Raw genomic sequence first — 22125 nt, 5'->3', positions numbered from 1 at the left:
GCTCCGAACCCTGCGGGCGATCGGTCCATGCCGTCAATCCTCACCGGTCTGGCGGGCCCCGCTGACGGTCTTGAGAGCGTCCAGCGCCCGTTGTCGCGCGACGGCGTGATCGACGAGGGGTTGCGGGTAGTCGCGGCCCAGGGCGACGCCGGCCCGGCGCAGGACCTCGGTCGGCGCGGTCCATGGCGCGTGCAGCCATTTGTCGGGCAAACGCCCGAGTTCCGGGACCCAGCGCCGGACGTAGCGACCATCGGCATCGAATTTCTCACCCTGTGTGACCGGATTGAAGATTCGGAAGTACGGTGAAGCGTCGGCTCCGGATCCAGCGACCCACTGCCAATTCTGCACATTGGACGCCAGGTCGGCGTCCACCAGGGTGTCCCGGAACCAGGCCTCGCCTTCCCGCCAGTCGATCAGGAGGTGTTTGATCAGGAACGAGGCGACGATCATCCGCACGCGATTGTGCATGAACCCGGTCGCCCACAGTTCCCGCATGCCCGCGTCCACGACGGGATAGCCGGTCCGTCCCTGCTTCCAGGCCGAAAGGCCGGCGGGGTCGTCGCGCCAGGGCATGGCGTCATACTCCGGCCGGAAGGCCCGGTCTGTCATCTGCGGGAAGGCGTGCAACAGATGGGCCGAGAATTCGCGCCAGCCGATTTCGGCGACGAATTTGTCCGCCTCGGCGGCGGGAACCCGACCGTCCGCGGCGGCCTGTCTGGCGGCCTCGACCGCGCGCCACGGGCTGATCTCGCCGAAATGCAGATGCGGTGACAGGCGGCTGGTCGCGGGCTCGGCCGGGCGATCGCGACCGGTGGAATAGGATTTCAGACCGGTCCCGACGAAGGCCGCGAGGGCCGCCGCGGCCCCGATCTCGCCCGGCTGCCAGTCGAAACCGCCGGACCAGTCGGGACGGGAGGGGTGCAGGCCCCAGGCATCGATGTCATCCGAGGCGACCGCCTGCGGCGTATCAATAGCCGCCGGCCCGGCCGTCTGCGGTGACGGCGAGGCGACGGCGAGCAGCGCCTTCAGGAAGGGCGTGAAGACCTTGTAGGGCAGGCCGGAGCCGTTCAGCACACCGCCCGGGCGATGCAGCAGGGTGCCGTTGAAGCCCTTGCAGGCGACGCCTTCGGCCTGAAGGGCATGGGCGATGTCGGCGTCGCGGGCGAAGGCGTCCGGCTCGAACAGCCGGTTCATGAAGACGGCGCCGGCCCCGGTTTCCTCGATCACCCGGCGCAGCTCGGCCTCGCTGTCCCCGCGGCGCAGGATCAGGCGCGAGCCGCGCGCCCGCAGGGTGGCGTCGAGGGCGCGCAGCGACTTGTCCAGCCACCAGAGCGAAGCCGCCCCCATCGGGCGGACGCCCGGCCCCTGGTCGAGGATGTAGACGGGGATGATCGCCCGCCCGGTCTCCGCGGCATGGGTCAGGGCGGGGTTGTCGGCCAGGCGCAGGTCCTGGCGGAACCAGACGATGACGGGACGTTCAGCCTCGGTGGTCATTCGGTCGGGCTCCGTGATAGCTTGCAGACCTCGTCGTCCGACGCCACCTGAGCGCCGCATGTGCGGCATCAACCCCGCGTCGCCAAGCCACAAATCCAGGAAATCCGCCTTGTCCAAGCCGAATGCCATCATCGACATCAAGGACGGCCTGAAGCGCCCCGTCAGCATCGGCGGCGGTCAGCGCATCGTCTTCATCGCCGGCCCGTGCCAGCTGGAAAGCCGTCAGCACGCGCTGGAGATGGCCCATGCGCTGAAGGAGATCGGCGAGCGGCTTAACGTCGGCGTCATCTACAAGACCAGTTTCGACAAGGCGAACCGGACGTCGGCGACCGCCGCGCGCGGTTTCGGCCTGGAGGGCTCGCTGCCGATCTTCGCGGAAATCCGCGAGGTCACGGGCCTGCCGGTGCTGACCGACGTGCATACCGAGGAGCACTGCCGTATCGCGGCCGAGGTCGTCGATGTGCTGCAGATCCCGGCCTTCCTGAGCCGCCAGACCGACCTGCTGCTGGCTGCTGCCGCGACGGGCAAGGTGATCAACATCAAGAAGGGCCAGTTCCTCGCCCCCTGGGACATGAAGAACGTCATCGCCAAGGTGGTCGGGGCGGGCAATCCCAATGTCATGGCCTGCGAGCGGGGGGCCAGCTTTGGCTACAACACCCTGGTCAGCGACATGCGGGCGCTGCCGATCCTGCGCGAGATCGGCTGCCCGGTGGTGTTTGACGCGACGCACAGCGTGCAGCAGCCGGGCGGACAGGGCACGTCCTCGGGCGGGCAGCGCGAGTTCGTGCCGGTTCTGGCGCGGGCCGCCGTGGCCGTGGGCGTCGACGCGGTCTTCATGGAGACGCATCAGGACCCCGACAATGCGCCGTCGGACGGGCCGAACATGGTGCCGCTGGACCAGTTCGAGGCCCTGTGCGCCGACCTGATCGCCTATGACGACCTGACCAAGGCGCGGATGGCGAAAGCGGCCTGAATCCGATAGGCCAAGGGGATGGCTGAACGGACACTCGATCTCGGACAATTGCAGGCCCTGCTGGAGCGGGTGCGGGGGCTGAAGGTCGCCTGCGTCGGCGACCTGATGCTGGACCGCTATGTCTATGGCGAGGTCAGCCGGATTTCGCCGGAAGCGCCGATCCCGGTGCTGCAGATGCGCCGGACCATCGCCATGCCGGGCGGGGTGGGCAATGTGGCCCGCAACGTGGCGGCCCTGGGCGGCGTCGCGCGACTGGGCGCGGTGGCGGGGCAGGATGCGGCCGGCGACGAGCTGGCGGCGCTGATCGCGGCCGAGCCGGGCATCGAGGACGCCGTCGAGCGCCGGGCCGGCGTGGCCACCATCGTCAAGACGCGCTTCGTCGCCGCCGGTCAGCAACTGCTGCGGCTGGACGAGGAGGCTGCGGCCCTGATGGGCGATGAAAGCGAAGCGTTTACGGGTGCTTCCGTCTATCTCTTGTCCGATTATTCCAAGGGCGTGGTCAGTGATCTGGTGATCGCCCAGGCCCTTTCGGCGGCGCAGAAAAGCGGCGCGCCGGTGGTGGTCGATCCCAAGGGGCGCGACTTCGCCCGCTATGGGGCGGTCGATCTGATCAAGCCGAACGCCAGCGAACTGGCGGCCGCCACGGGCCTGCCGGTCGAGAGCGACGCCGAGGTGGAGGCGGCGCTGAAGGCCCTGCTGCACGGCACAATGGTCAAGGCGGTGGTGGTCACGCGCGCGGGCAAGGGCATGAGCCTGATGCGGCGCGGCGAGGCGGCGAAACATTTCCCCGGGCGGGCGCGCGAGGTGTTCGACGTCTCGGGTGCCGGCGATACCGGTCTGGCGGCCCTCGGGCTGGCGCTCGGTGCGGGCGCGTCTCTGGAGACGGCGGTGGAGTTCGCGATTCTGGCCTCGGGTGTCGTGGTCGGCAAGGCGGGGACGGCGGTCGTCACCCCGGCCGAGCTGATCGACGCCGAGATGAGCCAGCATGCGGCGGGAGTCCACGCCAAGGTGATGCCGCTGGAAGAGCTGGCGCAGGTGGTCGAGGGCTGGAAGCGGCAGGGGCTCAAGGTCGGTTTCACCAACGGCTGTTTCGACATCCTGCACCGGGGCCACGTGGCCTATCTGGCCCAGGCGCGCAGCTGGTGCGACCGGCTGGTGGTGGCGTTGAACACCGACGCGTCGGTGCGGCGGCTGAAGGGCGAGGGCCGGCCGATCAACGACCTGGACAGCCGGGCCGTGGTCATCGGCGGGCTGCAGTCCGTGGACCGGGTCACAGCCTTTGACGATCCAACGCCTCTGGCCCTGATCGAGCGGCTGAGGCCCGACGTGCTGATCAAGGGCGCGGACTACACGCGCGAGGGTGTGGTCGGTGGTGATCGGGTCGAGAGCTGGGGCGGCGAGGTCCGGCTGGCGACGTTCGAGGACGGCTATTCGACGACGAAGTCGGTCGAGAAGATGAAGGGTGAACGATGATCCGACGCATGATCGTGGTGACCGGCGGGGCCGGTTTCATCGGCTCGAACATCGTCGCACGCCTGTGCGCCGAGGGGCGGCGCGACATCGTCGTCTGCGACCGGCTGGAGACGGCCGATCTGGGCAAGTGGAAGAACCTGGCCAAACACGCGATCGCGGACTTCTGGTCGCCGGAAGAGATGTTCGAACAGCTGGAACGCAACGCCGAACGGATTGAGGCAGTGGTGCATATGGGGGCCATTTCGTCGACGACCGAGCCGGACGCGGACCTGATCCTGCACACCAATTTCAGCTTGTCGCGGGACCTGTGGGCCTGGTGTGCCCGCCGCGACGCGCGGCTGATCTTCGCCTCGTCGGCGGCGACCTACGGTGACGGCGGGATGGGGTTCGAGGACCATGACGATCTTCGATCCCTGTCGGCCCTGAGGCCGCTGAACGCCTATGGCTATTCGAAATATCTGTTCGATCAGTATGCCGTGCGCCAGGCCGGGTCAGGCACCGCGCCGACCCAGTGGGCGGGGCTGAAATTCTTCAACGTCTACGGGCCGAACGAGGGTCACAAGGGCGGGATGAAGTCGGTGGTGGCCCAGATCTGGCCGAAGGTTCAGGCCGATCAGCCCGTGACCCTGTTCCGCTCGCACAATCCGAACTACGCCGACGGCGGCCAGATGCGCGACTTCGTCTTCGTCGATGACGTGGTCGATATGGTCGAGTGGTTGTTGGACACACCCGAGGTTTCGGGCGTGTTCAACGCCGGATCCGGACAGGCGCGGTCGTTCCTGGACCTGGCCAACGCCACCTTCGCCGCGGCGGGCAAGACGCCCCGGATCGACTACGTCGACACCCCTGAGAGCATTCGCGACAAATACCAGTATTTCACCGAGGCCCGGATGGAGCGTGTCCGCGAAGCGGGCTTCAGCGGGCAGTCGACGCCGCTCGAAGAGGGCGTGCGACGCTATGTGCAGGACTTCCTGGCGACGGCGGACCCCTATCGATGATGCGGTCCCGGCTGACCCTGCGACAGTGGCTCGGCTGGATCGGGCTCGCGATCATCCTGCTTCTGGCCGCCGCGGCCGCGGTCTGGCGGGGGGATATTCTGAGGGCTGCACTGGACCCGAAGGTACCGTTCCAGACCTATACCCCTCCGCCCGCCCCCGACTATGCCACGCCGGGTGCGTGGGCGTTGCGGGACACGCGGACGCCGGGCGCGGGGCCGGCCGCGGTCTTCTTTGTGCATTCGACGACCTATGACGGCGGATCGGAATGGAACGGGCCGATCGGGGATCGCGACGCGGACGCCTATCTGAGCCGGGTCGTCCTGCCCAACTACGCCGGGCCGTTCGCGCGCGCCGGGGCGATCAGCGCCCCGCGATACCGGCAGGGAAGCCTCTACACCCGGCTGACGCTGCGCGAGGATGCGCGCGAGGCGCGGGCCTTCGCCTATGGAGACGCGCGTGCCGCCTTCGACGTCTGGATCGCGAGCCATCCGTCCGGGCCGATCGTGCTGGCGGGGTTGGAGCAGGGCGGTGATATCGTCGAGCGGCTGGTGCGTGAGCGCGTGGCGGTCGATCCGACGCTGCGCCAGCGGCTGGTCGCGGCCTATCTGATCGATGTGGTGGCGGCCGCTGAAGGCCTGTCCCCGGACGTTCCGGCCTGTGCCCGACGGGATCAGGTCGGGTGTGTCGTGGGATGGTCGCCGGTCGGAGACGGCAATGACGGCGCGGCGCAGCGGCGGCTGCGGCGGGCTCTGGTGTGGGACGCGCGGGGGCGGCTGGTCGATCTGGGCGGTCGGACGGCGCTGTGCGTCAACCCGGTGACCGGCTCGACCGACACCGCCCCGGTTGAGGCCCGGTTTCACAAGGGGGCCACCAACGCCACGGGCCTGGAATGGGGCGCGCGGCCCGCGCTGATGGCGCGTGAGATCGCGACCCAGTGCCGGTATGGCCTGCTGCGTCACACCGAGCCAAGCACCGAGTCGTTCCGTGAAACGGGGAACTGGGCAGATCGAAGGAAGTCGCGTCCTTACAATCTCTTCTACGGTGATATTGAAGCAGATGTTCAGGCTCGACTGACGGCGTGGGAAGCGCGTTCGGCCGTCCGGCCCTGATCAGGCACCAGACCGTTACGGTGGACCAGAAAACAAGTCAGCCCCGCCCGGACGGGCGGGGCTGTCATGTTTCAGACCGGCAGGCGGATCAGCCCGCCGGTCAGGGCCGGGTTGGGCCCTTAGCCCTTGGGCAGAAGCACGGTATCGATGACGTGGATGACGCCATTGGTGCAGGCGATGTCCGCGGTGACAACGTTCGCGCCATTGACGGTGACGCCGTCGGTGCCGTCGACGTCCAGCGTTTCGCCGTTGACCGAGGCCGGCGAGAGGGTCTTGCCCGCGATATCGGCGGCATGAACCGCACCGGACAGGACGTGGAGCGTCAGGATGGCGGTCAGCTTGTCCTTGTTCTCCGGCTTGACCAGATCATCGACCGTCCCTGCGGGCAGGGCGGCGAAGGCTGCGTCGGTGGGGGCGAAGACCGTGAACGGGCCTGCGCCCTTCAGGGTCTCGACCAGGCCGGCGGCGGCGACAGCCGCCACCAGGGTGGTGAACGATCCGGCGGCGACGGCGGTATCGACGATGTCGTGTGTTTCAGAAGCCATTTTGACGTTTCCTTGGTTGAAGGACAACGCAACTGGGCGGTTTCAGATGTCATGCAATGGAGTCGCGGCTAGTGAACGCAGTGGCAAAGTGTAGCTTTTTCCGGGCGTTGAACATGGGGCCGCCGTGTCCATCCCGGTGCGGGAGAGGTGCAGGGGTCGTGCCGGCCCCCGCAATACGTTGGTCGAACCGACCTGCAGCAAGCATGGACCAGGTTCAATCGACATTCAGCGGACACGCTGATCGTCCACCAAACACCGTCTTTCCGGGGCCGCGAAGCGGAACCCGGAATCCAGGGGACCGGACTCCAGTCTGGAACGTGAGGCGGACGGCGGCGTCCAGACGCCTGGATTCCGGGTTCTTGTCCCGGCTGCGCCGGTCCCAGCCCCGGAATGACGGGGGAGGGAGAACGGGTACCGACGTCTGAATGTCGATTGAGCCTAGTCGATCCCCGGCCTGTCGTTGCGCCAGTCGAACAGGGCCTCCAGCACCTTGACCGCCTCGCCGCGCGGGGAGGTCAGGTCGGGGTCGCGGCCCAGCACAAGGCGGGCGTCGTCGGCGGCGGTGAGCATCAGCGCCCGGTGGCGGATGGGGTCGGCGAAGCGGTAGGCGGGGAAGCCGCTCTGTTTCAGGCCCAGCGGGTCGCCCCCCCCGCGCAGACGGAAGTCCTCCTCGGCAATCTCGAACCCGTCTTCCGTGCGGCGCAGGGTTTCCAGCCGGGTCCTTGCCGTCTCGCCGAGGCCGTCGTCGCCGCCGCCGTAAAGCAGGATGCAGGCACTGGCCTTGGCCCCACGGCCCACCCGGCCCCGCAGCTGGTGCAGCTGGGCCAGGCCGAAGCGATCGGCGTGTTCGATGACCATGATGGTGGCATTGGGCACGTCGACGCCGACCTCGACCACGGTGGTGGCGACCAGCAGCGGGATGCGTCCGTCGGCGAAGTCGGCCATGATCGCCTCGCGCTCGGCACCCGGCATTTGGCCGTGGGCGAGGCCGACGTCGATCTTGAGGATGCGGCGCAGATCGGCGGCACGGGCCTCGGCGGCGGCGAGGTCGAGGGCCTCGCTCTCGGCCACCAGGGGGCAGATCCAGTAGGCCTGGGCTCCGCTGTCGATCGCCGCCTTCAACCGCTGCGCCACCTCGCCGATGCGCGCCAGCGGCAGGACGGCCGTGGTCACAGGCGTGCGGCCCGGGGGCTTCTCCATCAGGCGCGACACTTCCAGTTCGCCGTACTGGGTCAGTTCGAGGGTGCGCGGGATCGGGGTGGCCGACATGGTCAGCAGATGGACGCCGCCGGTGCGCGGATCGCCCTTGGCCTGAAGCCGCTGGCGCTCATTGACGCCGAAGCGATGCTGTTCGTCGATGACGGCGAGGGTTAGGCGATCGAAGCGGACCGCGTCCTGGAACAGGGCATGGGTCCCTATGGCGACCTGGGCCTCGCCCGAGGCGAGGGCGGCGAGGCGCGACCGACGCTCGGCGGGGGTGTCGCGGCCGGTCAGCAGGACGGCGCGGACGCCGGCCGCTTCCATCATCGGGCCTATGCGCTGGAAATGCTGGCGGGCGAGGATCTCGGTCGGGGCCATCAGGGCGGACTGGAAGCCCGAGGCGGCGGCGTCGGCGAGCGCGAGGGCGGCGACGGCGGTCTTGCCCGAGCCGACGTCCCCCTGCAGCAGCCGGCCCATCTGTTCGCCCGAGGCGAGATCGCGGCGGATCTCGGCGATGGCCCGGGTTTGCGCGCCCGTGAGCTGGAAGGGCAGGGACTCCAGCATCCGTGCCGAGGCGTCGCCGGGATGGATCACCGGCGCGGGGGTGATCTGTCGAGCGCGACGGCGGCGCGCGAGGGCCAGCTGGTGCGCGAACAGTTCGTCATAGGCCAGCCGCTGCCGTGCCGGCGCGTCGGGCTCCAGATCGGTCTCGGCCCCGGGGGCGTGAAGACGCAGCAAGGCGGCATGCCATCCGGGCCAGCGCGTTTTCGCCAGCCAGGCGGGATCCTGCCATTCGGGTGCGTCGGGGGCGAGCGCCAGGGCGGCCTGGACCAGTTTGCGGATGGTGCGGGAGGTCAGGCCCTGGGTCGCCGGATAGACCGGCTCGACCGCGGGAATGTCGCCGGCCTGTTCGGGGGTGAAGATGTCGGGATGGACGATCTGCACCTCGTTGTTGAATCGTTCGACCTTGCCCGAGACCAGCCGGGTCTGGCCGCGTGGCAGCAGGCGGTCGATGTGCTGGGCCGAGCCGCCGAACCAGATCAGGTGGACAAAGCCGGTAGCGTCGGTCGCCCGCACCTTGATCGGGGCCCCGGGTCTGGACGGTACGATCAGGCGGTCGATCATGATCTCGAAGAGGCCGACCTGACCCTCGACCGCGTCCACGGCGGTCATGGGACGGCGCACGATCAGCCCCGACGGCGACAGGAAGAGCACGTCGCGCACCAGCGGCCCGGCCAGCTTCTGCACATGGGGCAGGACCTTGGGCCCCACGCCCTTCAGGGTGGAGACCTCGGCAAACAGGGGAAAGAGAATTTCGGGCCGCATGGCTAGAGCTCATCCTGGCTCAAGAACACCCGGAGGTTGTGTTTCTGAGCCATACGCGGCAATCTGGGGGCGTCGATGGCAAGCTGGGGGGAAGGCAAGCCCATGTCAGTCCAGGATCTGCAGAACAATCTAGGCACCAAGGGATATGATCCCGGGCCGGTGGACGGCCAGTTCGGCCCGCGGACGTTTCAGGCCCTCGCAGCCTACATTTCGGATGGACGGGCACCGGCGGGTTCGGGTCTGTTGATCGCCCAATATGCCGATGAGGGTGGGCTGAACACCCGTCTTCGGCTCATCCATTTTTTCGCTCAGGTCAGTCATGAAAGTGGATTCCGGCCGGTCGCGGAGAGCCTGAACTACTCGGTCGCAGGCCTCAAGCAGACGTTTTCGGCGTCGCGCATCTCAAGGGCCCAGTGCGAGGCGCTCGGTCGGGCACCGGGGCGGGCGGCGGACCAGCAGGCCATCGCCAACGCCGTCTACGGCGGAGCGTGGGGCGCGACCAATCTCGGCAATACCCAGCCCGGTGACGGGTGGCGCTACAGGGGGCGAGGGCTGATTCAACTGACCGGCCGGGCCAACTATGCCCGCACCGGTGCGGCCTGGGAGGCCGACCCCGATCAGGTGGTGACGCCGGCCGGATCGGTGCATTGCGCGATCGACTACTGGCGGACGCGGGGGCTGAATGCCGCAGCCGATGCAGACGATGTCAAGCGGGTTACCCGGCTGATCAATGGCGGCGTTCTGGGACTGGCCGAGCGGACGGCGCTGACCGATCGCGGAAAGACGGTCTGGCCCGCGTAAGCACGGTGGCGGCGGGGCTCCGGGCTCGCTATATCCCCCCGTTCAATGACCGATGACCGTGAGCAGACCTGTCTTGCCCGCGCGCGCTTCCGTGCGTGGCGCCGAGGCTTCCGTGAAGCTGACCTGGTGCTGGGCCCGTTCGTGGACAGCATCGGCCCGTCGCTGAATGAAGCGGAACTGGGGGCGTTCGAGTCGCTTCTGGATGCGGATGACTATGCGCTCTACGGCTGGATTACCGGGACCACGCCGACCCCGGACGAGCATGAGACGCCGGTGATGGCCAAGATCCGCGACTTCATGCGTGACCATGTCGCGGCCGCCGTGGCCGAGGGCGCGGGCTGATGGACGGGGCTCAACCCAGACGCGGCGATCAGGAGCTGGGCGGCGCGCCCGAGGGGCTGGATGCCCTGACGGTCGCCGGGCGGCTGAAAGCCGAGGGCGGCGTCGGGGTCTTCGTTGCGCGCGACTACGCCCGCATGGGCGAGTTCGTTCAGGCATTCGGCTTCTTTGCCAAAGACATTGAGGTCATTGAGTTTCCTGCCTGGGACTGCCTGCCCTACGACCGGCTGAGTCCGTCGTCTTCGGTGTCGGCCGAGCGGATGGCGGCGCTGACGATCTTGGCGCAACGTCCGCCCGCCGACAGGCGGCCGACCCTGGTGGTGACCACGGTCGGTGCGGTCATCCAGCGGACGCCGCCCCGTCAGGTGACCCATGGAGCCGGGTTCGAGACCACGGTGGGGCTGGACCTCGATACGGTGGCCCTGGAGCGGTATTTCGCGGCCAACGGCTATATTCGCGCCTCGACGGTGTCGGAACGGGGCGAGTTCGCGGTGCGGGGCGGCGTCATCGACGTCTATCCACCGGGCTTCGAGGAGCCGGTACGGCTGGACATGTTCGGTTCGGAGCTGGAATCGATCCGTACCTTTGATCCGGCGACCCAGCGCTCGACCGGCCAGCGACGCGAGGTGTCGCTGGCCCCGGTGTCGGAGGTCCTGCTGGACCCCGAGAGTATTTCCCGGTTCCGCACCGGCTATCTGAGCCTGTTCGGGGCGGCGGGCGACGATCCGCTCTATGCGACCATCAGCGAGGGCGCGCGGCGGCAGGGCATGGAGCACTGGTTGCCGCTGTTCTACGACCGGCTGGAGACGCTGTTCGACTATCTGCCGGACGACGCCCGGGTGTTCCTGGACAACCAGGTCGAGGCGGCGCGGGCCGAGCGCTGGACCCTGACGCGCGACGCCTATGAGGCGCGGCGCGACGCGGCGATGACCCAGAAGGCGCGCAACGGCGGCAGCTCGGCGTATCGCGCCCTTCCGCCGGAGCGGCTCTATCTTGTCCAGGCCGAGTGGAACAGCGCCCTGGCAGGCCGGTGGGTGCGGCGGATGTCGCCGTTCCACGGGGCCGGCGAGGATGCCGGCGGCCGGCTGGGGCGCAGTTTCGCGGCCGAGCGGGCGCAGGACAGCGTCAACCTGTTCGAGGCCGTGGCGCGCCATGCAGAGGCGGTGAAGGCGGCCGGCAAGCGGGTGCTGTTTGCGTCCTGGACCGAAGGGTCGTCAGAGCGGCTTGCGGCCATGCTGGCCGACCACGGACTGGATCATGTCGTCGCCGTGCGCGACTGGGCCGACGTCCAGACGGCACCGAAGGACCTGTATCTGCGCGGCGTCCTGCCGGTCGAGCACGGGTTCGAGACGGCCGATATCGCGGTCATTTCAGAAACCGACATGCTGGGCGACCGGCTGGCGCGGCCCAAGAAGAAGCGGCGGGCCTCGAACTTCCTGGCCGAGGCCTCGGCCCTGACGACCGGCGATCTCGTGGTGCACCTGGACCACGGCATCGGTCGTTACGAGGGGCTGAAGACGCTGGAGATCCAGCAGGCCCCGCACGACTGTCTGGAGCTGATCTACGCCGGCGACAGCAAGCTGTATCTGCCGGTCGAGAACATCGACCTGCTGACCCGCTATGGCTCGAACGCCGACGGGGCGCAGCTCGATCGTCTGGGCGGCGCGGGCTGGCAGGCGCGCAAGGCCAAGGCCAAGGCCCGCCTGCGCGACATGGCCGAGGGGCTGATCGCTCTGGCGGCCAAGCGGTCGCTGCGGACATCGGACCCCATCGTTCCGCCGCACGGCCTGTTCGACGAATTCTGTGCCCGTTTCCCGTACGAGGAAACGGACGATCAGCTGAACGCCATCGGCGATGTGCTGGAGGACCTCGGCAAGGGCACGCCGATGGACCGCCTGATCTGCGGCGACGTCGGCTTCGGCAAGACCGAGGTGGCCCTGCGCGCCGCCTTCGTGGTGGCCATGACCGGCCAGCAGGTGGCCATCGTCTGCCCGACCACCCTGCTGGCGCGACAGCATTTCAAGACCTTCAGCGAGCGGTTCGCCGGCTGGCCGGTCAAGGTGCGGCACCTGTCGCGGATGGTGACGGCCAAGGATGCGGCCGAGACGCGGGCGGGGCTCAAGGACGGCTCGTTCGAGATCGTCGTCGGCACCCATGCGGTGCTGAGTGAACAGGTCGGGTTCAAGGACCTGGGCCTTGTTATCGTTGATGAAGAGCAACATTTCGGTGTCAAGCACAAGGAGAAGCTGAAGTCCCTGCGGGCCGACGTCCATCTGCTGACCCTGACGGCCACGCCCATCCCGCGCACGCTGCAGATGGCCCTGTCCGGCATTCGCGAGATGTCGATCATCGCCACGCCGCCGGTCGACCGGCTGGCGGTGCGGACCTATGTGACGCCGTGGGACCCGGTGCTGGTGCGCGAGGCCCTGCTGCGCGAGAAATACCGCGGCGGTCAGGCCTATTATGTCGTGCCGCGCCTGTCCGACCTGCCGGAGATCGAGCGCTTCCTGCGCGAGCAGGTGCCCGAGATCAAATTCGTCGTCGGCCACGGCCAGATGTCCCCGACCCAGCTGGAAGACGTGATGAGCGCCTTCTACGACGGCAGCTATGACCTGCTGCTGTCGACGACCATCGTCGAGAGCGGGCTGGACGTGCCGACGGCCAACACCCTGATCGTGCACAAGGCGGATATGTTCGGCCTGGCGCAGCTGCACCAGATCCGTGGGCGGATCGGTCGGGCCAAGGCGCGGGCCTTCGCCTATCTGACCACCCCGCCCGACAAGCCGATGAGCCTGTCGTCCGAGCGGCGGCTTCAGGTTCTGCAGTCTCTGGACAACCTCGGTGCCGGCTTCCAGCTGGCCAGCCACGACCTGGATCAGCGCGGCGGCGGCAATCTGCTGGGCGACGAACAGTCGGGCCATATCCGCGAGGTCGGGGTCGAACTGTACCAGCAGATGCTGGAGGACGCCGTGTCCGAGCTGCGGCTGTCAGGCGAGGGCGGGGGCGTCGTCGACCGCGGCTGGTCTCCCGCCATCAATGTCGGTGCGGCTGTATTGATTCCAGAGGAATACGTACCTGACCTCAACGTTCGTCTGAGCCTGTATCGCCGTCTGTCGGACGCCGAGAACTCCGAGACGCGCGAGGCCCTGGCCGCGGAACTGATCGACCGGTTCGGGCCCCTGCCGGATGAGGCCAAGCAATTGCTGCGGATCGTCGGCATCAAGGCCAACTGCAAGACCGCCTGTATCGAGCGCATCGACATCGGGCCGAAGGGGGCCGTGCTGACCCTGCGCAACAACGCCTTCCCCAATCCGATGGGCCTGGTCGGGCTGATCCAGAAGAACCACGCCTTCTGGAAGATCCGGCCCGACCAGAAGATCGTGGTCAAGGGCGAGTGGGATACGGCGGCGGACCGGCTGAAGGTCGCCGAGCGGATCACCACCGATCTGGCGCGGGTGGCGGGGGCGGGCTAGGGTCAATCGACACCCAGAAGTCTGTACCCGTTCTCCCTCACACGTCATTCCGGGGCTGGGACCGGCGTAGCCGGGATAAGAACCCGGAATCCAGGCGTCTGGACCCCCCGCCGGCCGCCCGATGCTCAAGAGTCGGGTCCAGTCCCCTGGATTCCGGGTTCCGCTGCGCGGCCCCGGAATGACGGTGTTTGACGGACGATCAGCGGCTCTGCTGAACGTCGATTGACCCTAGCCCTCGTGCGGGTCCGCGTTCTCGAACCGCGCCTCCCACCAGGTCTTCCAGCGGCCTTGCAGATCGGCGAAGGCCGCGTCGGACAGTCCGTAGGTGGTCAGGGTCAGCATCGTCGAACCGCGCGGGCGCTTCTCTGCCTTGGGCGGACTGTCCAGAACCACCAGAAGACCGTCGCCCCAGGCCTCGGCCGTGACGCCGATCTGGTGGCGCGCGGTGAACCAGACCTGGCCGGAGGCGTCGTCCGGACCGAGCGGCATGGCATAGGGTTCGCCCGGTGCCGGGGCGGCATCGAGACCCAGCAGCGACCGGCCCAGCTGATCCGCGCGGGGCGGGCCCGAGAAGAAGATCGTGCGGCGGGTCTGGCCGGGGTGGCGGGCGAAGGCGAACGCGAGCTGCTGCGTGAAGGAAATCCAGCCCTCGATCATGCCGTCGAACACATCGGTCCACTCGCCGACGGGGGCAGAGCGGACGACGCGGACAAGGCTGGTCTCGCCGCGCGCCTCGACCTCATAGCGGTCGTTGACGCCGACGAAGGTGACGGTCCGACGTTCCTCGTCGGCCTCGGCGTGGGTGACGAAGATGAAGTCGATCTCGTCCTTGAGCCCGTCGGTGTCCCAGCCGAACCAGTTCGCGATCTGCTTCGGATCGCGCAGGGCGGCCCAGACCGCGTCGGCGGGGGCGGGGACGGTGACTTCGACGAGGACGTGGTCTTCCATCGGTTTGGCGGCTTCGGTCATGGCATTCAGTTTCTGGCTGGGGCGGATTTTGGCGTCGCCGGATGGGCGGCGGCGGTGAGGCGGTAGCGGCGGCCTGAGGGGGCCGAATATTTGCGGGCCAAGGCCGCGACGGCGGCGCTGACCTCTTCGGTGAAGGCGTCGAAATCGGCGGGCGCGGCGAAGGTCAGGTCGGCCTCGACCGTCAGCGTCAGCAGGCGCGATCCCTCGGCGGCCGCGTCCTGGCGCATCCGGGCGACGTCGCGGACGATGGTCGAGGCGGTGGAGATCAGATGATCAGCGGCGTGGCGATCCTGGGCCTCGACCGCATCCGGGTCGGGCGGAGCCTGCAGAATGGCGGGGTCAAAGACATAGCTCCGGGCGGCGACGAACAGCCGTTCGGTGAAACCGCGTCTGCGCCGCTCTTCGACCAGCTAGATCAGGCCGGCGGCCTCCAGCGCGCGCAGATGATGCCCGATGTTCTGACGCGGCAGGCCGAGCTGCTCGGCCAGACCGGCGGCGGAGGCCGGCTCGGTGAGGGCGGCGAGGATGCGGCGGCGGATCGGGGCCAGCGCCAGGAGGGCGGTGTCCAGGTTGTCGAGCAGGGCTGAGGGACGCGCCGTCATGGCGCAAACCTGCATTAGACAAATCAGATTGTCAAATGGGGCTCAGCCGGGTGACCGCACGTCGTTTGAGGCGCGTTCGAGCACGGCGGCCGGGGATTCCCCGGGTGCGATCTCGGCCACGCCGACCTCGAACTCAACCACGAACGGCGAGCGGTCGGTGCCGGCGTCGAACGCGGTACAGCCGATGACCGCCGCGATCCGGTCGGCGGCGATCCGGGCCGGAGGGCCGTGCGTGGCGGGCAGGGCCAGGGCGAAGACGTCCGCCGAGAGGCGGGCCGCGGTGTCCTCGGTCCGGATCAGGCGCGAGACCATGGCTCCGATCTGGGGCAGGGCCCGGTCAAGCCAGCCGCCCTTGCGCGCCTCGATCACGGCCTCGGTTTCGGAGACCCGCAGGACGGCGACCGACAGGGGGCGGCGTCGCAGGCGCGCACCCTCGGCCACGCGGCCCAGATGGCTGGCGAACAGTTGCGGGGTGAACAGGCCGGTGGCCGGATCGGTCAGGCCCGAGCCGCGCGCGCTTTCCAGCGCCTTGCGGATGGCGACGTGGCGGCGGTGAGCGCGGGCGAGGGCGGTGATCCGTTCGGCTGTTTCGTCTTCAGGGGTGTCCGCGGCGGCGACATCGGCGAAACCCCGATTGTACAGTTCCGCCAGATTGATCTCGCCGGCACCGCGCAGATAGAGCACCGCCGGGATGTGATAGAGCCGGGTATTGCGCTTCATGCCAGACGCGATCGACAGCGCCGGCGTGTGGTCCTCGGCCCCCCAGAGCACAGCCGCATCAAACGGCTTTTCATGCAGATAGTCGAAGGCCGTGTAGGGGGTGGGCGCCGCCACGACCTCGCAGCCGCGCTCGGTCAGGGCATTGGACAGGGCGAGGAAATGGCGGTCCGGCTTGCCTGCGGCGAGGACCCGAAGCGGTGACGCATCGGTTTCGGCCAAGGGCAGGGGTTGGCCCCGCGCGGCGAACGTGGCCTCACGCAGGCTGACCTCCTCTTCGGCGATGGCCGAGCGGATCAGATTCTCCAGACGCAGGGCGGCCTGGGCGGCGTGCGGCGGATTGGACATGACGATGTCAGCCAGGCCGGGTGCCCAGCCGGCGGCCTCGACGCCGATGGCGAGGATGGGAAGGCGCCGGGGCGAGACCGTCTGGCGCAGCGCGTCGACGCCGTCCGCGGCGTCGGGCAGACGGGCGTCCAGCAGTACCGCTTCCAGTGGCCAGTCGATCAGGGTCTGGATGGCACCGGCCAGCGAGCGGGCCGTGACGGTACGCCAGCCGAGGGCGTCCAGGCCCTGACACAGCGGGCCGACCAGGTCATCGTCAGGCGCGACAACCAGAATGCGCGGATCGGAACCCAAATGCGATATCTCCACCCGCGGCCGGCTCGCGGGCGCGCTGTCCATGGCGGCGGACCATAGCGAGCGTCGGCGGCAGGAAGCAACGGCTGCGCGATACGCTATCCCCAGCACCGCTTTCACCCGGGCCGAATTGCGGTAGAAGTGCGGGCTTGAGGGTTGTGGGGACCGGGTTGCAAGCCAGATCAGACATCGAAACCGCCGCGCGCTGGGCCACGCCCATGCTGTGGGGCAGGCTGGCGGTTCGGGCGTTCACGCGCAGCTGGGGCCGCGACGTGATGCTGTACACGGGCGGTGTGTCCTTCTTCGCCCTGCTGGCGGTGTTTCCGGCCATCGCCATCCTGATCGGCTTCTACAAGGCGGTGCTGTCGATCACCCAGGTCAGCGAACAGGCGGCGGCGCTTGCGGATCTCATGCCGACGGCCGCCCGCGCCATCTTCAGGCTCGAGATTGAGCGGCTGGCCAATGCTTCGGCACGGACGGTGTCGGCGCAGAGCTTCTTCGCCCTCGTGATCGGCGGCTATGCCGCGCATCGCGGTTTCAAGGCCCTGCTGGCCGGGCTGAACCTGATCCATGATGAGAAGGAGCCGCACGGCTTCTTCAAATTCAATATGCTGGCCTTCTTCGTCGCCGTCGGGGCCTTCCTGCTGTTCACCGTGGTTTCGGGGGCGGTCGTGACCTCGCGCCTGCTGGAGCACACCGGCCCCGGCGTCGACGGGGCCGCCGCCGGACCGCCGGGCGGCGGGATCGCCCTGGACGGTCTGTGGCCGGCGCTGGGCCTCGCGATCGGTCTGACCATGCTCTACCGCTATGCCATGTCGCACCGGACCCCGGTGGCCTGGGCCCCCTCGATCGCCGGGGGATTGGTGGCGACGGTGATGTCGACCATCTCGTCCTGGCTGTGCGCCATCTATGTCGAGCAGATCGCACCGCTGGGGGCGACCTATGGCTCGGTCGGCGCGGTGGTGGTGTTGCTGATCTGGCTGTCGTGGAACGTCAACGCCATCTTCTATGGCGGGGCCTTCACCACCGAGATGGAGATTGCGGCGCGCTCGGTCGGGGCACCCGAGATCGAACCGGACGCGCCCCTGCCGGAGAGCGTGGTCAATCTGTCGGAGCGGCGGGCGTCTCGACCACGATAGTCAGGACACCGTCCGTGTCGTCGATCGAGACGACGCGACCGCCCAGGCCCGTCATCAGGTGCGGCACATCGATCCGGGCCATGGGATCGGTGGCCAGCAGGGTCAGGCAAGTCAGCGCCGGCGTCTCGCGCATCGCCTTCTGAAGCTTGAGGCTGGGGGTCGGACAGCGATGTCCGCGAGCATCGACGATCATGCGGCGATCCGGTCGAGCAGCAGGCGCAGGGCGACCCGCACGCTTTCCAGACGGATACCCTCGCGGCCGAGGTCGCCGAAACGATGCCGGGCATGAATCAGGCCCGCCGGCCCGACCGCGCCGAAATGGACGAGGCCGACGGGTTTGTCGTCCGAGCCGCCGTCCGGGCCGGCGATGCCTGTGACCGAGACGGAGACCGGCGCACCGGACCGTTCGACAGCCCCCGCGGCCATGGCGCGGGCGACGGGTTCCGAAACGGCGCCGTGGCGGTCGATGAGGTCTGCGGACACGCCCAGCATCCCGGTCTTGGCGGCATTGCTGTAGGTCACGAAGCCCCGCTCCAGCACGGCCGACGAGCCCGGTACGGCGGTGAGAGCCCCCGCGATCAGGCCGCCGGTGCAGCTTTCGGCTGTGGCGATCATCAGGCCGCGGACGAGGGCGGTTTCGATCACCTGTCGGGCCAGTGCGTCAATATCGTCGGGGAACATCGGCGGGGGCCTTCCGAAGGAGCGGCGAGTCGGTCCAGTGTGGGCCTATGCGCCCGGTAACGGCGCCAGCATACGGGGCGGGCATGAGCGACACCACCGGCGACCGGGACCTGGAGACGGGCATCCACACCGGCACGCCTGACACGCCGGCCGACCGGGTGACGCCGCTGCTGTTCGCCCTGGCCATCTTCACCTCGGCGTCGCTGGTGTTCGTGGTGCAGCCGATGGTGACCAAGCTGGTGCTGCCCATGCTGGGCGGATCGCCGGCGGTGTGGAACACGGCGATGGTCTTCTTCCAGACCGCGCTGCTGGCCGGCTATGCCTACGCCCATGCGCTGCAGAAGGTCGGGTCGATCAAGACCCAGGTGGCGATCCATCTGGCCCTGCTGGTCGCGGCGGCCCTGTTCCTGCCGCTGCACATCAACGGCTGGCTGGGCGACCCCAATCCGTCGGCGCCGGTCGGCTGGTTGCTCGCGACCCTGGCGCTGTCGGTCGGAGCCCCGTTCGCGGTGCTGTCCGCGACCGCGCCTCTGCTCCAGGCCTGGTATGCGCGGGTGCGGGCCGGATATGCCGACGGGAAGAACCCCTATGTGCTGTACGCCGCGTCCAACCTCGGCAGTTTCCTGGCCCTGCTGTCCTATCCCATCCTGATCGAGCCGTTGGCGACACTGTCGGGACAGAGGCTGGGCTGGAGTGGCGGCTATGTCGCCTTCATGCTGATGATCGTAGCCCTGGCCTTCGTGGTCTGGGGGCGGCGTCTGGATCGCACTTCAGAGCCCGCGCGGCTTGTCGCCAGCCCGCCGATGACCCTGCGTGACAAGGTCATTCTGGTGCTGCTGGCGGCGGCACCGTCCAGCCTGATGCTGGGCGTGACCTCGCATCTGTCGACCGATGTGGCCTCGGCCCCCTTCCTCTGGGTGGTGCCGCTGGCCCTCTATCTGCTGACCTTCGTCATCGCCTTCCAGAACCGGCCGTGGATTCCGCTGCCGATCACCCTGCCGGTACAGGCGGCGGTCGGGGCGGTGTGCGTGCTGACGGTCGCCTTCCGTTCGTCGAACTGGAGCATGGCGTTCGCCGTCCATCTGACGGCCTTCTTCTTCGCCGCCCTGATGTGCCACCAGCTTCTGGCGGCCCGTCGTCCGGCCCCTGACAGGCTGACGGAATTCTATCTGCTGATGTCGCTGGGCGGCGTGGTCGGTGGAGCCTTCACCGCCCTGCTGGCTCCGGTGATCTTCAACATGGTCTGGGAGTATCCGCTGGTGCTGGTGCTGGTCGGCCTGGCCCGGCCGTGGGGCAGGGGCCGGCTCAACGCGACCCAGACGGGCCTTCTTGTAGCGGCATTGGTGGTCGCGGCTGTGCCGGTGCTGCTGGCGATCTGGCTGAACAGCAATGACGGCGCGCGAGCCGCCTTCTATGCGGCCTCGCCGTTCGAGATGGGCCAGCTGGCGCTGATCATCCTCTTGCCTGCGGCGATCTGCGGCTTCCTCGTGCGGGACCGGGCGCTGGCCTTTACCGCCATCCTGCTGGCCATCACCCTGTCGTCGCAGTGGATCGCGCGCGGCTATGACTGGAGCTATTCAGAGCGCAGCTTCTTCGGGGTGATGCGCGTGGCCAATTCGCCCGATCCCCGTCTGGGCGGCGACGTCAATGTGCTGATGCACGGCACGACCCTGCATGGGGCCCAGGCGCGCGACCCCCGCTTCGACTGCATACCGACCCTCTACTACGCCCCCGCCACGCCGATCGGTCAGGCGGCCGAGATGATCGAAGCTCGCGGCCCGGCCAGGATCGGTGTCGTCGGTCAGGGCTCGGGTGCCATGGCGACCTACAAGCGCGCCCAAGACACCATGACCTTCTTCGAGATCGATCCGATGGTCGACCGGCTGTCGCGCGATCCGGAATGGTTCACCTACATCTCCAACTGCGCTGCGGGCCCGATCGACACGGTGCTGGGCGATGCGCGTCTGACGCTGGCGAAGCAGCCGGCCGGGTCCTACGACCTGCTGATCATCGACGCCTTCTCGTCCGACGCCGTGCCGACACACCTGCTGACGGCCGAGGCCATCGACGGCTATCTGAAGCTGCTGAAGCCGAACGGGGTGGTGCTGCTGCACCTTTCGAACCGCAACCTCGACATCACCCTGCCGGCCGTCGCGGCGGCCCAGGCGCTGGGCAAGGCGAGCCTGCACCAGATTTACTATGAGAAGGACTCCTCGCCGGAGATGGCCGAGGCCTCGACCGAGGCGCTGATCCTGTCGCCGACGCCCGAGGGGCTGGCGGACTTCCGGGGCGATCCGCGTTGGAAGCAGCCGCTGCCGACGACCGTGCGGCCGTGGACGGACGACTACGTCAATCTGTTCGGCTCGCTGTGGCGGAGCATGTTCCCGTCGGCGGAGCGTCCGCTCTAGAGCGGCAGTTCGATCGTCGCGAGGGCCTGGGCAGCGAGACCTTCGCCGCGACCGGTGAAGCCCATGGCCTCGGTCGTCGTGGCCTTGACGCTGACGGCGTCGAGCGGAAGGGACAAAAGCCCGGCGAGGCGTTCGCGCATTGCCAGACGGTGCGGCTTCACCTTGGGACGCTCGCAGATCAGGGTCACGTCGACATTGACCAGACGGCCGCCGCGCGCGGCCAGCCGCTCGACCGCGTGGATCAGGAAGAGGTCCGAAGACGCCCCCTTCCACTGAGGATCAGTGGGCGGGAAATGGTCGCCGATGTCGCCGTCCCCCATGGCCCCCAGAATGGCGTCGGTCAGGGCGTGCAGCCCCGCGTCGGCGTCGGAATGACCGATCAGGGTCTGGTCGTGGGCGATCTCGACGCCACACAGCCAGACCGAGGCACCGGGACCCCAGCGGTGGGCGTCAAAGCCCTGACCCACGCGGGTCTGGCGGGAAATGAGCGCTTCGGCCATGGCGAAATCCTCGGGGTAGGTCAGTTTCATCAGCCGGGCATCGCCGGCCACCATGGCGACCGTCCGCCCGGCGCGGCGCGCGACCTCGACATCGTCGGTCGGCGGTGAGGGGTCGGGCCAGGCGGCATAGGCACCCAGGATGGCCTCAAGCCGGAAACCCTGCGGCGTCTGCGCCCGCCAGAGGCCCTCCCGGTCGACGGACTCGCCCATCACGCCCTCCGAGCCGCGGCGCAGGCTGTCGGCGACCGGCAGGACCGGCACGACGGCCTCATGGTGCTCGAGGGCGGCCAGAACCCGGCGGATCGTCGCCGGATCGAGCAGTGGGCGGGCGGCGTCGTGGATCAGCACCCTCGCGCCGGAGCGCGCCTTAAAGGCGTTGAGGCCGGCCTGGACCGAAGCGGCGCGTGTCTCACCGCCCTTGACGGCGACCCATCTGCCCAGCCCGGTCAGCGCTTCCGCCGCCAGATCTTCGGCGCCGGGCGCGACGACCACCACCAGTTCGGACGCTCCGGCGGACAGCAGGGCCTCGACGGACCAGCGCAGCACCGGCCGTCCGCCCAGTCTGCGCCATTGCTTGGGTTCGCCTGCGCGGGATCCGGTGCCGGCGGCGACGATAATGGCGGAAAAACTCATGGCGACGGTTCTAGCCACCCCATGGGCCGCTGACGAGACCTCCTTGTCATGGGTCCATCCTGTTTGACAACGGACCCGAGTATCGCCAGCCTGTCGAAGGGAGGGT

General features: G+C 68.6%; 19 protein-coding genes. 9 read left to right on the top strand and 10 right to left on the bottom strand.

The genetic code is table 11. From position 1 onward, the window contains the following. Positions 1-33: 33 nt before the first annotated feature. Positions 34-1494: a cryptochrome/photolyase family protein gene (locus ACP7AS_RS09880; RefSeq protein ID WP_426028694.1), complete on the bottom strand. Its 1461-nt coding sequence runs from the start codon at positions 1492-1494 to the stop codon at positions 34-36. Positions 1495-1552: 58 nt separating this feature from the next. On the opposite strand from ACP7AS_RS09880, the gene kdsA reads away from it, so the two are divergent. Genes kdsA through ACP7AS_RS09860 form a run of 4 tightly spaced genes read left to right on the top strand, consistent with a single transcriptional unit; the run spans position 1553 to position 6047 of the window. Further along, entirely contained in the window at positions 1553-2467 is a 915-nt protein-coding gene (gene kdsA / locus ACP7AS_RS09875; RefSeq protein ID WP_426028693.1) for a 3-deoxy-8-phosphooctulonate synthase, read from the top strand. A gap of 18 nt (positions 2468-2485) precedes the next feature. Next, the gene (rfaE2, locus tag ACP7AS_RS09870) at positions 2486-3940 is read left to right on the top strand and encodes a D-glycero-beta-D-manno-heptose 1-phosphate adenylyltransferase (protein ID WP_426028692.1); all 1455 of its coding nucleotides are present in this window, start codon (positions 2486-2488) and stop codon (positions 3938-3940) included. Further along, entirely contained in the window at positions 3937-4938 is a 1002-nt protein-coding gene (gene rfaD / locus ACP7AS_RS09865; protein WP_426028691.1) for an ADP-glyceromanno-heptose 6-epimerase, read from the top strand. The genes rfaE2 and rfaD overlap by 4 nt, the downstream gene beginning before the upstream one ends. After that, positions 4938-6047, top strand: a complete 1110-nt coding sequence (locus ACP7AS_RS09860) for a DUF3089 domain-containing protein (protein WP_426028793.1) — start codon at positions 4938-4940, stop codon at positions 6045-6047. Before rfaD ends, ACP7AS_RS09860 begins: the two co-directional genes overlap by 1 nt. Before the next feature lie 119 nt (positions 6048-6166). On the opposite strand, the gene ACP7AS_RS09855 is transcribed toward ACP7AS_RS09860, so the two are convergent. Together ACP7AS_RS09855 and recG are read right to left on the bottom strand one after the other, a co-directional pair. Then, on the bottom strand, positions 6167-6592 hold the full coding sequence (locus tag ACP7AS_RS09855) for a fasciclin domain-containing protein (protein WP_426028690.1): 426 nt from the start codon (positions 6590-6592) through the stop codon (positions 6167-6169). 438 nt (positions 6593-7030) lie between these two features. Then, entirely contained in the window at positions 7031-9118 is a 2088-nt protein-coding gene (gene recG / locus ACP7AS_RS09850; RefSeq protein WP_426028689.1) for an ATP-dependent DNA helicase RecG, read from the bottom strand. Positions 9119-9220: 102 nt separating this feature from the next. Here recG and ACP7AS_RS09845 point away from each other — a divergent pair, with 102 nt between their 5' ends. From ACP7AS_RS09845 to mfd, 3 genes are read left to right on the top strand one after another with little or no spacing between them, the layout of a single operon-like run. After that, the gene (locus tag ACP7AS_RS09845) at positions 9221-9919 is read left to right on the top strand and encodes a peptidoglycan-binding protein (RefSeq protein ID WP_426028688.1); all 699 of its coding nucleotides are present in this window, start codon (positions 9221-9223) and stop codon (positions 9917-9919) included. A 45-nt stretch (positions 9920-9964) separates the two neighbouring features. Next, positions 9965-10261, top strand: a complete 297-nt coding sequence (locus tag ACP7AS_RS09840) for a succinate dehydrogenase assembly factor 2 (protein ID WP_426028687.1) — start codon at positions 9965-9967, stop codon at positions 10259-10261. Further along, on the top strand, positions 10261-13731 hold the full coding sequence (gene mfd, locus ACP7AS_RS09835; RefSeq protein WP_426028686.1) for a transcription-repair coupling factor: 3471 nt from the start codon (positions 10261-10263) through the stop codon (positions 13729-13731). The genes ACP7AS_RS09840 and mfd overlap by 1 nt, the downstream gene beginning before the upstream one ends. A gap of 228 nt (positions 13732-13959) precedes the next feature. Here the strand turns inward: mfd and ACP7AS_RS09830 are convergent, their stop codons facing one another. The 4 genes from ACP7AS_RS09830 to ACP7AS_RS09815 form a co-directional block, all read right to left on the bottom strand. After that, positions 13960-14700 (bottom strand): SRPBCC family protein, encoded by a 741-nt coding sequence (locus ACP7AS_RS09830; RefSeq protein ID WP_426028685.1) that lies wholly within the window; start codon positions 14698-14700, stop codon positions 13960-13962. A 5-nt stretch (positions 14701-14705) separates the two neighbouring features. Next, entirely contained in the window at positions 14706-14927 is a 222-nt protein-coding gene (locus ACP7AS_RS09825; RefSeq protein ID WP_426028684.1) for a hypothetical protein, read from the bottom strand. A gap of 183 nt (positions 14928-15110) precedes the next feature. Next, complete coding sequence (locus ACP7AS_RS09820) at positions 15111-15302, bottom strand: ArsR/SmtB family transcription factor (protein ID WP_426028683.1); 192 nt, start codon at positions 15300-15302, stop codon at positions 15111-15113. Positions 15303-15344: 42 nt separating this feature from the next. Continuing rightward, positions 15345-16658 carry a diguanylate cyclase domain-containing protein gene (locus tag ACP7AS_RS09815; protein WP_426028682.1) on the bottom strand — a complete coding sequence of 438 codons (1314 nt, stop codon included), beginning with the start codon at positions 16656-16658 and terminating at the stop codon, positions 15345-15347. A gap of 170 nt (positions 16659-16828) precedes the next feature. On the opposite strand from ACP7AS_RS09815, the gene ACP7AS_RS09810 reads away from it, so the two are divergent. Beyond that, positions 16829-17797 (top strand): YihY/virulence factor BrkB family protein, encoded by a 969-nt coding sequence (locus ACP7AS_RS09810; RefSeq protein ID WP_426028681.1) that lies wholly within the window; start codon positions 16829-16831, stop codon positions 17795-17797. Here the strand turns inward: ACP7AS_RS09810 and ACP7AS_RS09805 are convergent. Both ACP7AS_RS09805 and ACP7AS_RS09800 read right to left on the bottom strand, forming a co-directional pair. Continuing rightward, positions 17760-17990 (bottom strand): sulfurtransferase TusA family protein, encoded by a 231-nt coding sequence (locus ACP7AS_RS09805; protein WP_426028680.1) that lies wholly within the window; start codon positions 17988-17990, stop codon positions 17760-17762. The two genes, ACP7AS_RS09810 and ACP7AS_RS09805, sit on opposite strands and share 38 nt — an antisense overlap. After that, on the bottom strand, positions 17987-18478 hold the full coding sequence (locus ACP7AS_RS09800; protein WP_426028679.1) for a CinA family protein: 492 nt from the start codon (positions 18476-18478) through the stop codon (positions 17987-17989). Before ACP7AS_RS09800 ends, ACP7AS_RS09805 begins: the two co-directional genes overlap by 4 nt. A gap of 83 nt (positions 18479-18561) precedes the next feature. On the opposite strand from ACP7AS_RS09800, the gene ACP7AS_RS09795 reads away from it, so the two are divergent. Beyond that, the gene (locus ACP7AS_RS09795) at positions 18562-20886 is read left to right on the top strand and encodes a fused MFS/spermidine synthase (protein WP_426028678.1); all 2325 of its coding nucleotides are present in this window, start codon (positions 18562-18564) and stop codon (positions 20884-20886) included. Here ACP7AS_RS09795 and ACP7AS_RS09790 read toward each other — a convergent pair. Then, a complete protein-coding gene (locus ACP7AS_RS09790) occupies positions 20883-22019 on the bottom strand; it encodes a bifunctional 2-C-methyl-D-erythritol 4-phosphate cytidylyltransferase/2-C-methyl-D-erythritol 2,4-cyclodiphosphate synthase (RefSeq protein ID WP_426028677.1) in 1137 nt (378 codons plus the stop codon). The genes ACP7AS_RS09795 and ACP7AS_RS09790 overlap by 4 nt on opposite strands. Positions 22020-22125: the final 106 nt, after the last annotated feature.

Source organism: Brevundimonas sp. TWP2-3-4b2, assembly GCF_049897345.1.
Classification (GTDB): domain Bacteria; phylum Pseudomonadota; class Alphaproteobacteria; order Caulobacterales; family Caulobacteraceae; genus Brevundimonas.
Note: the sequence above shows the minus strand (reverse complement) of the source record. Positions and strands in the feature narration are given on the sequence as shown.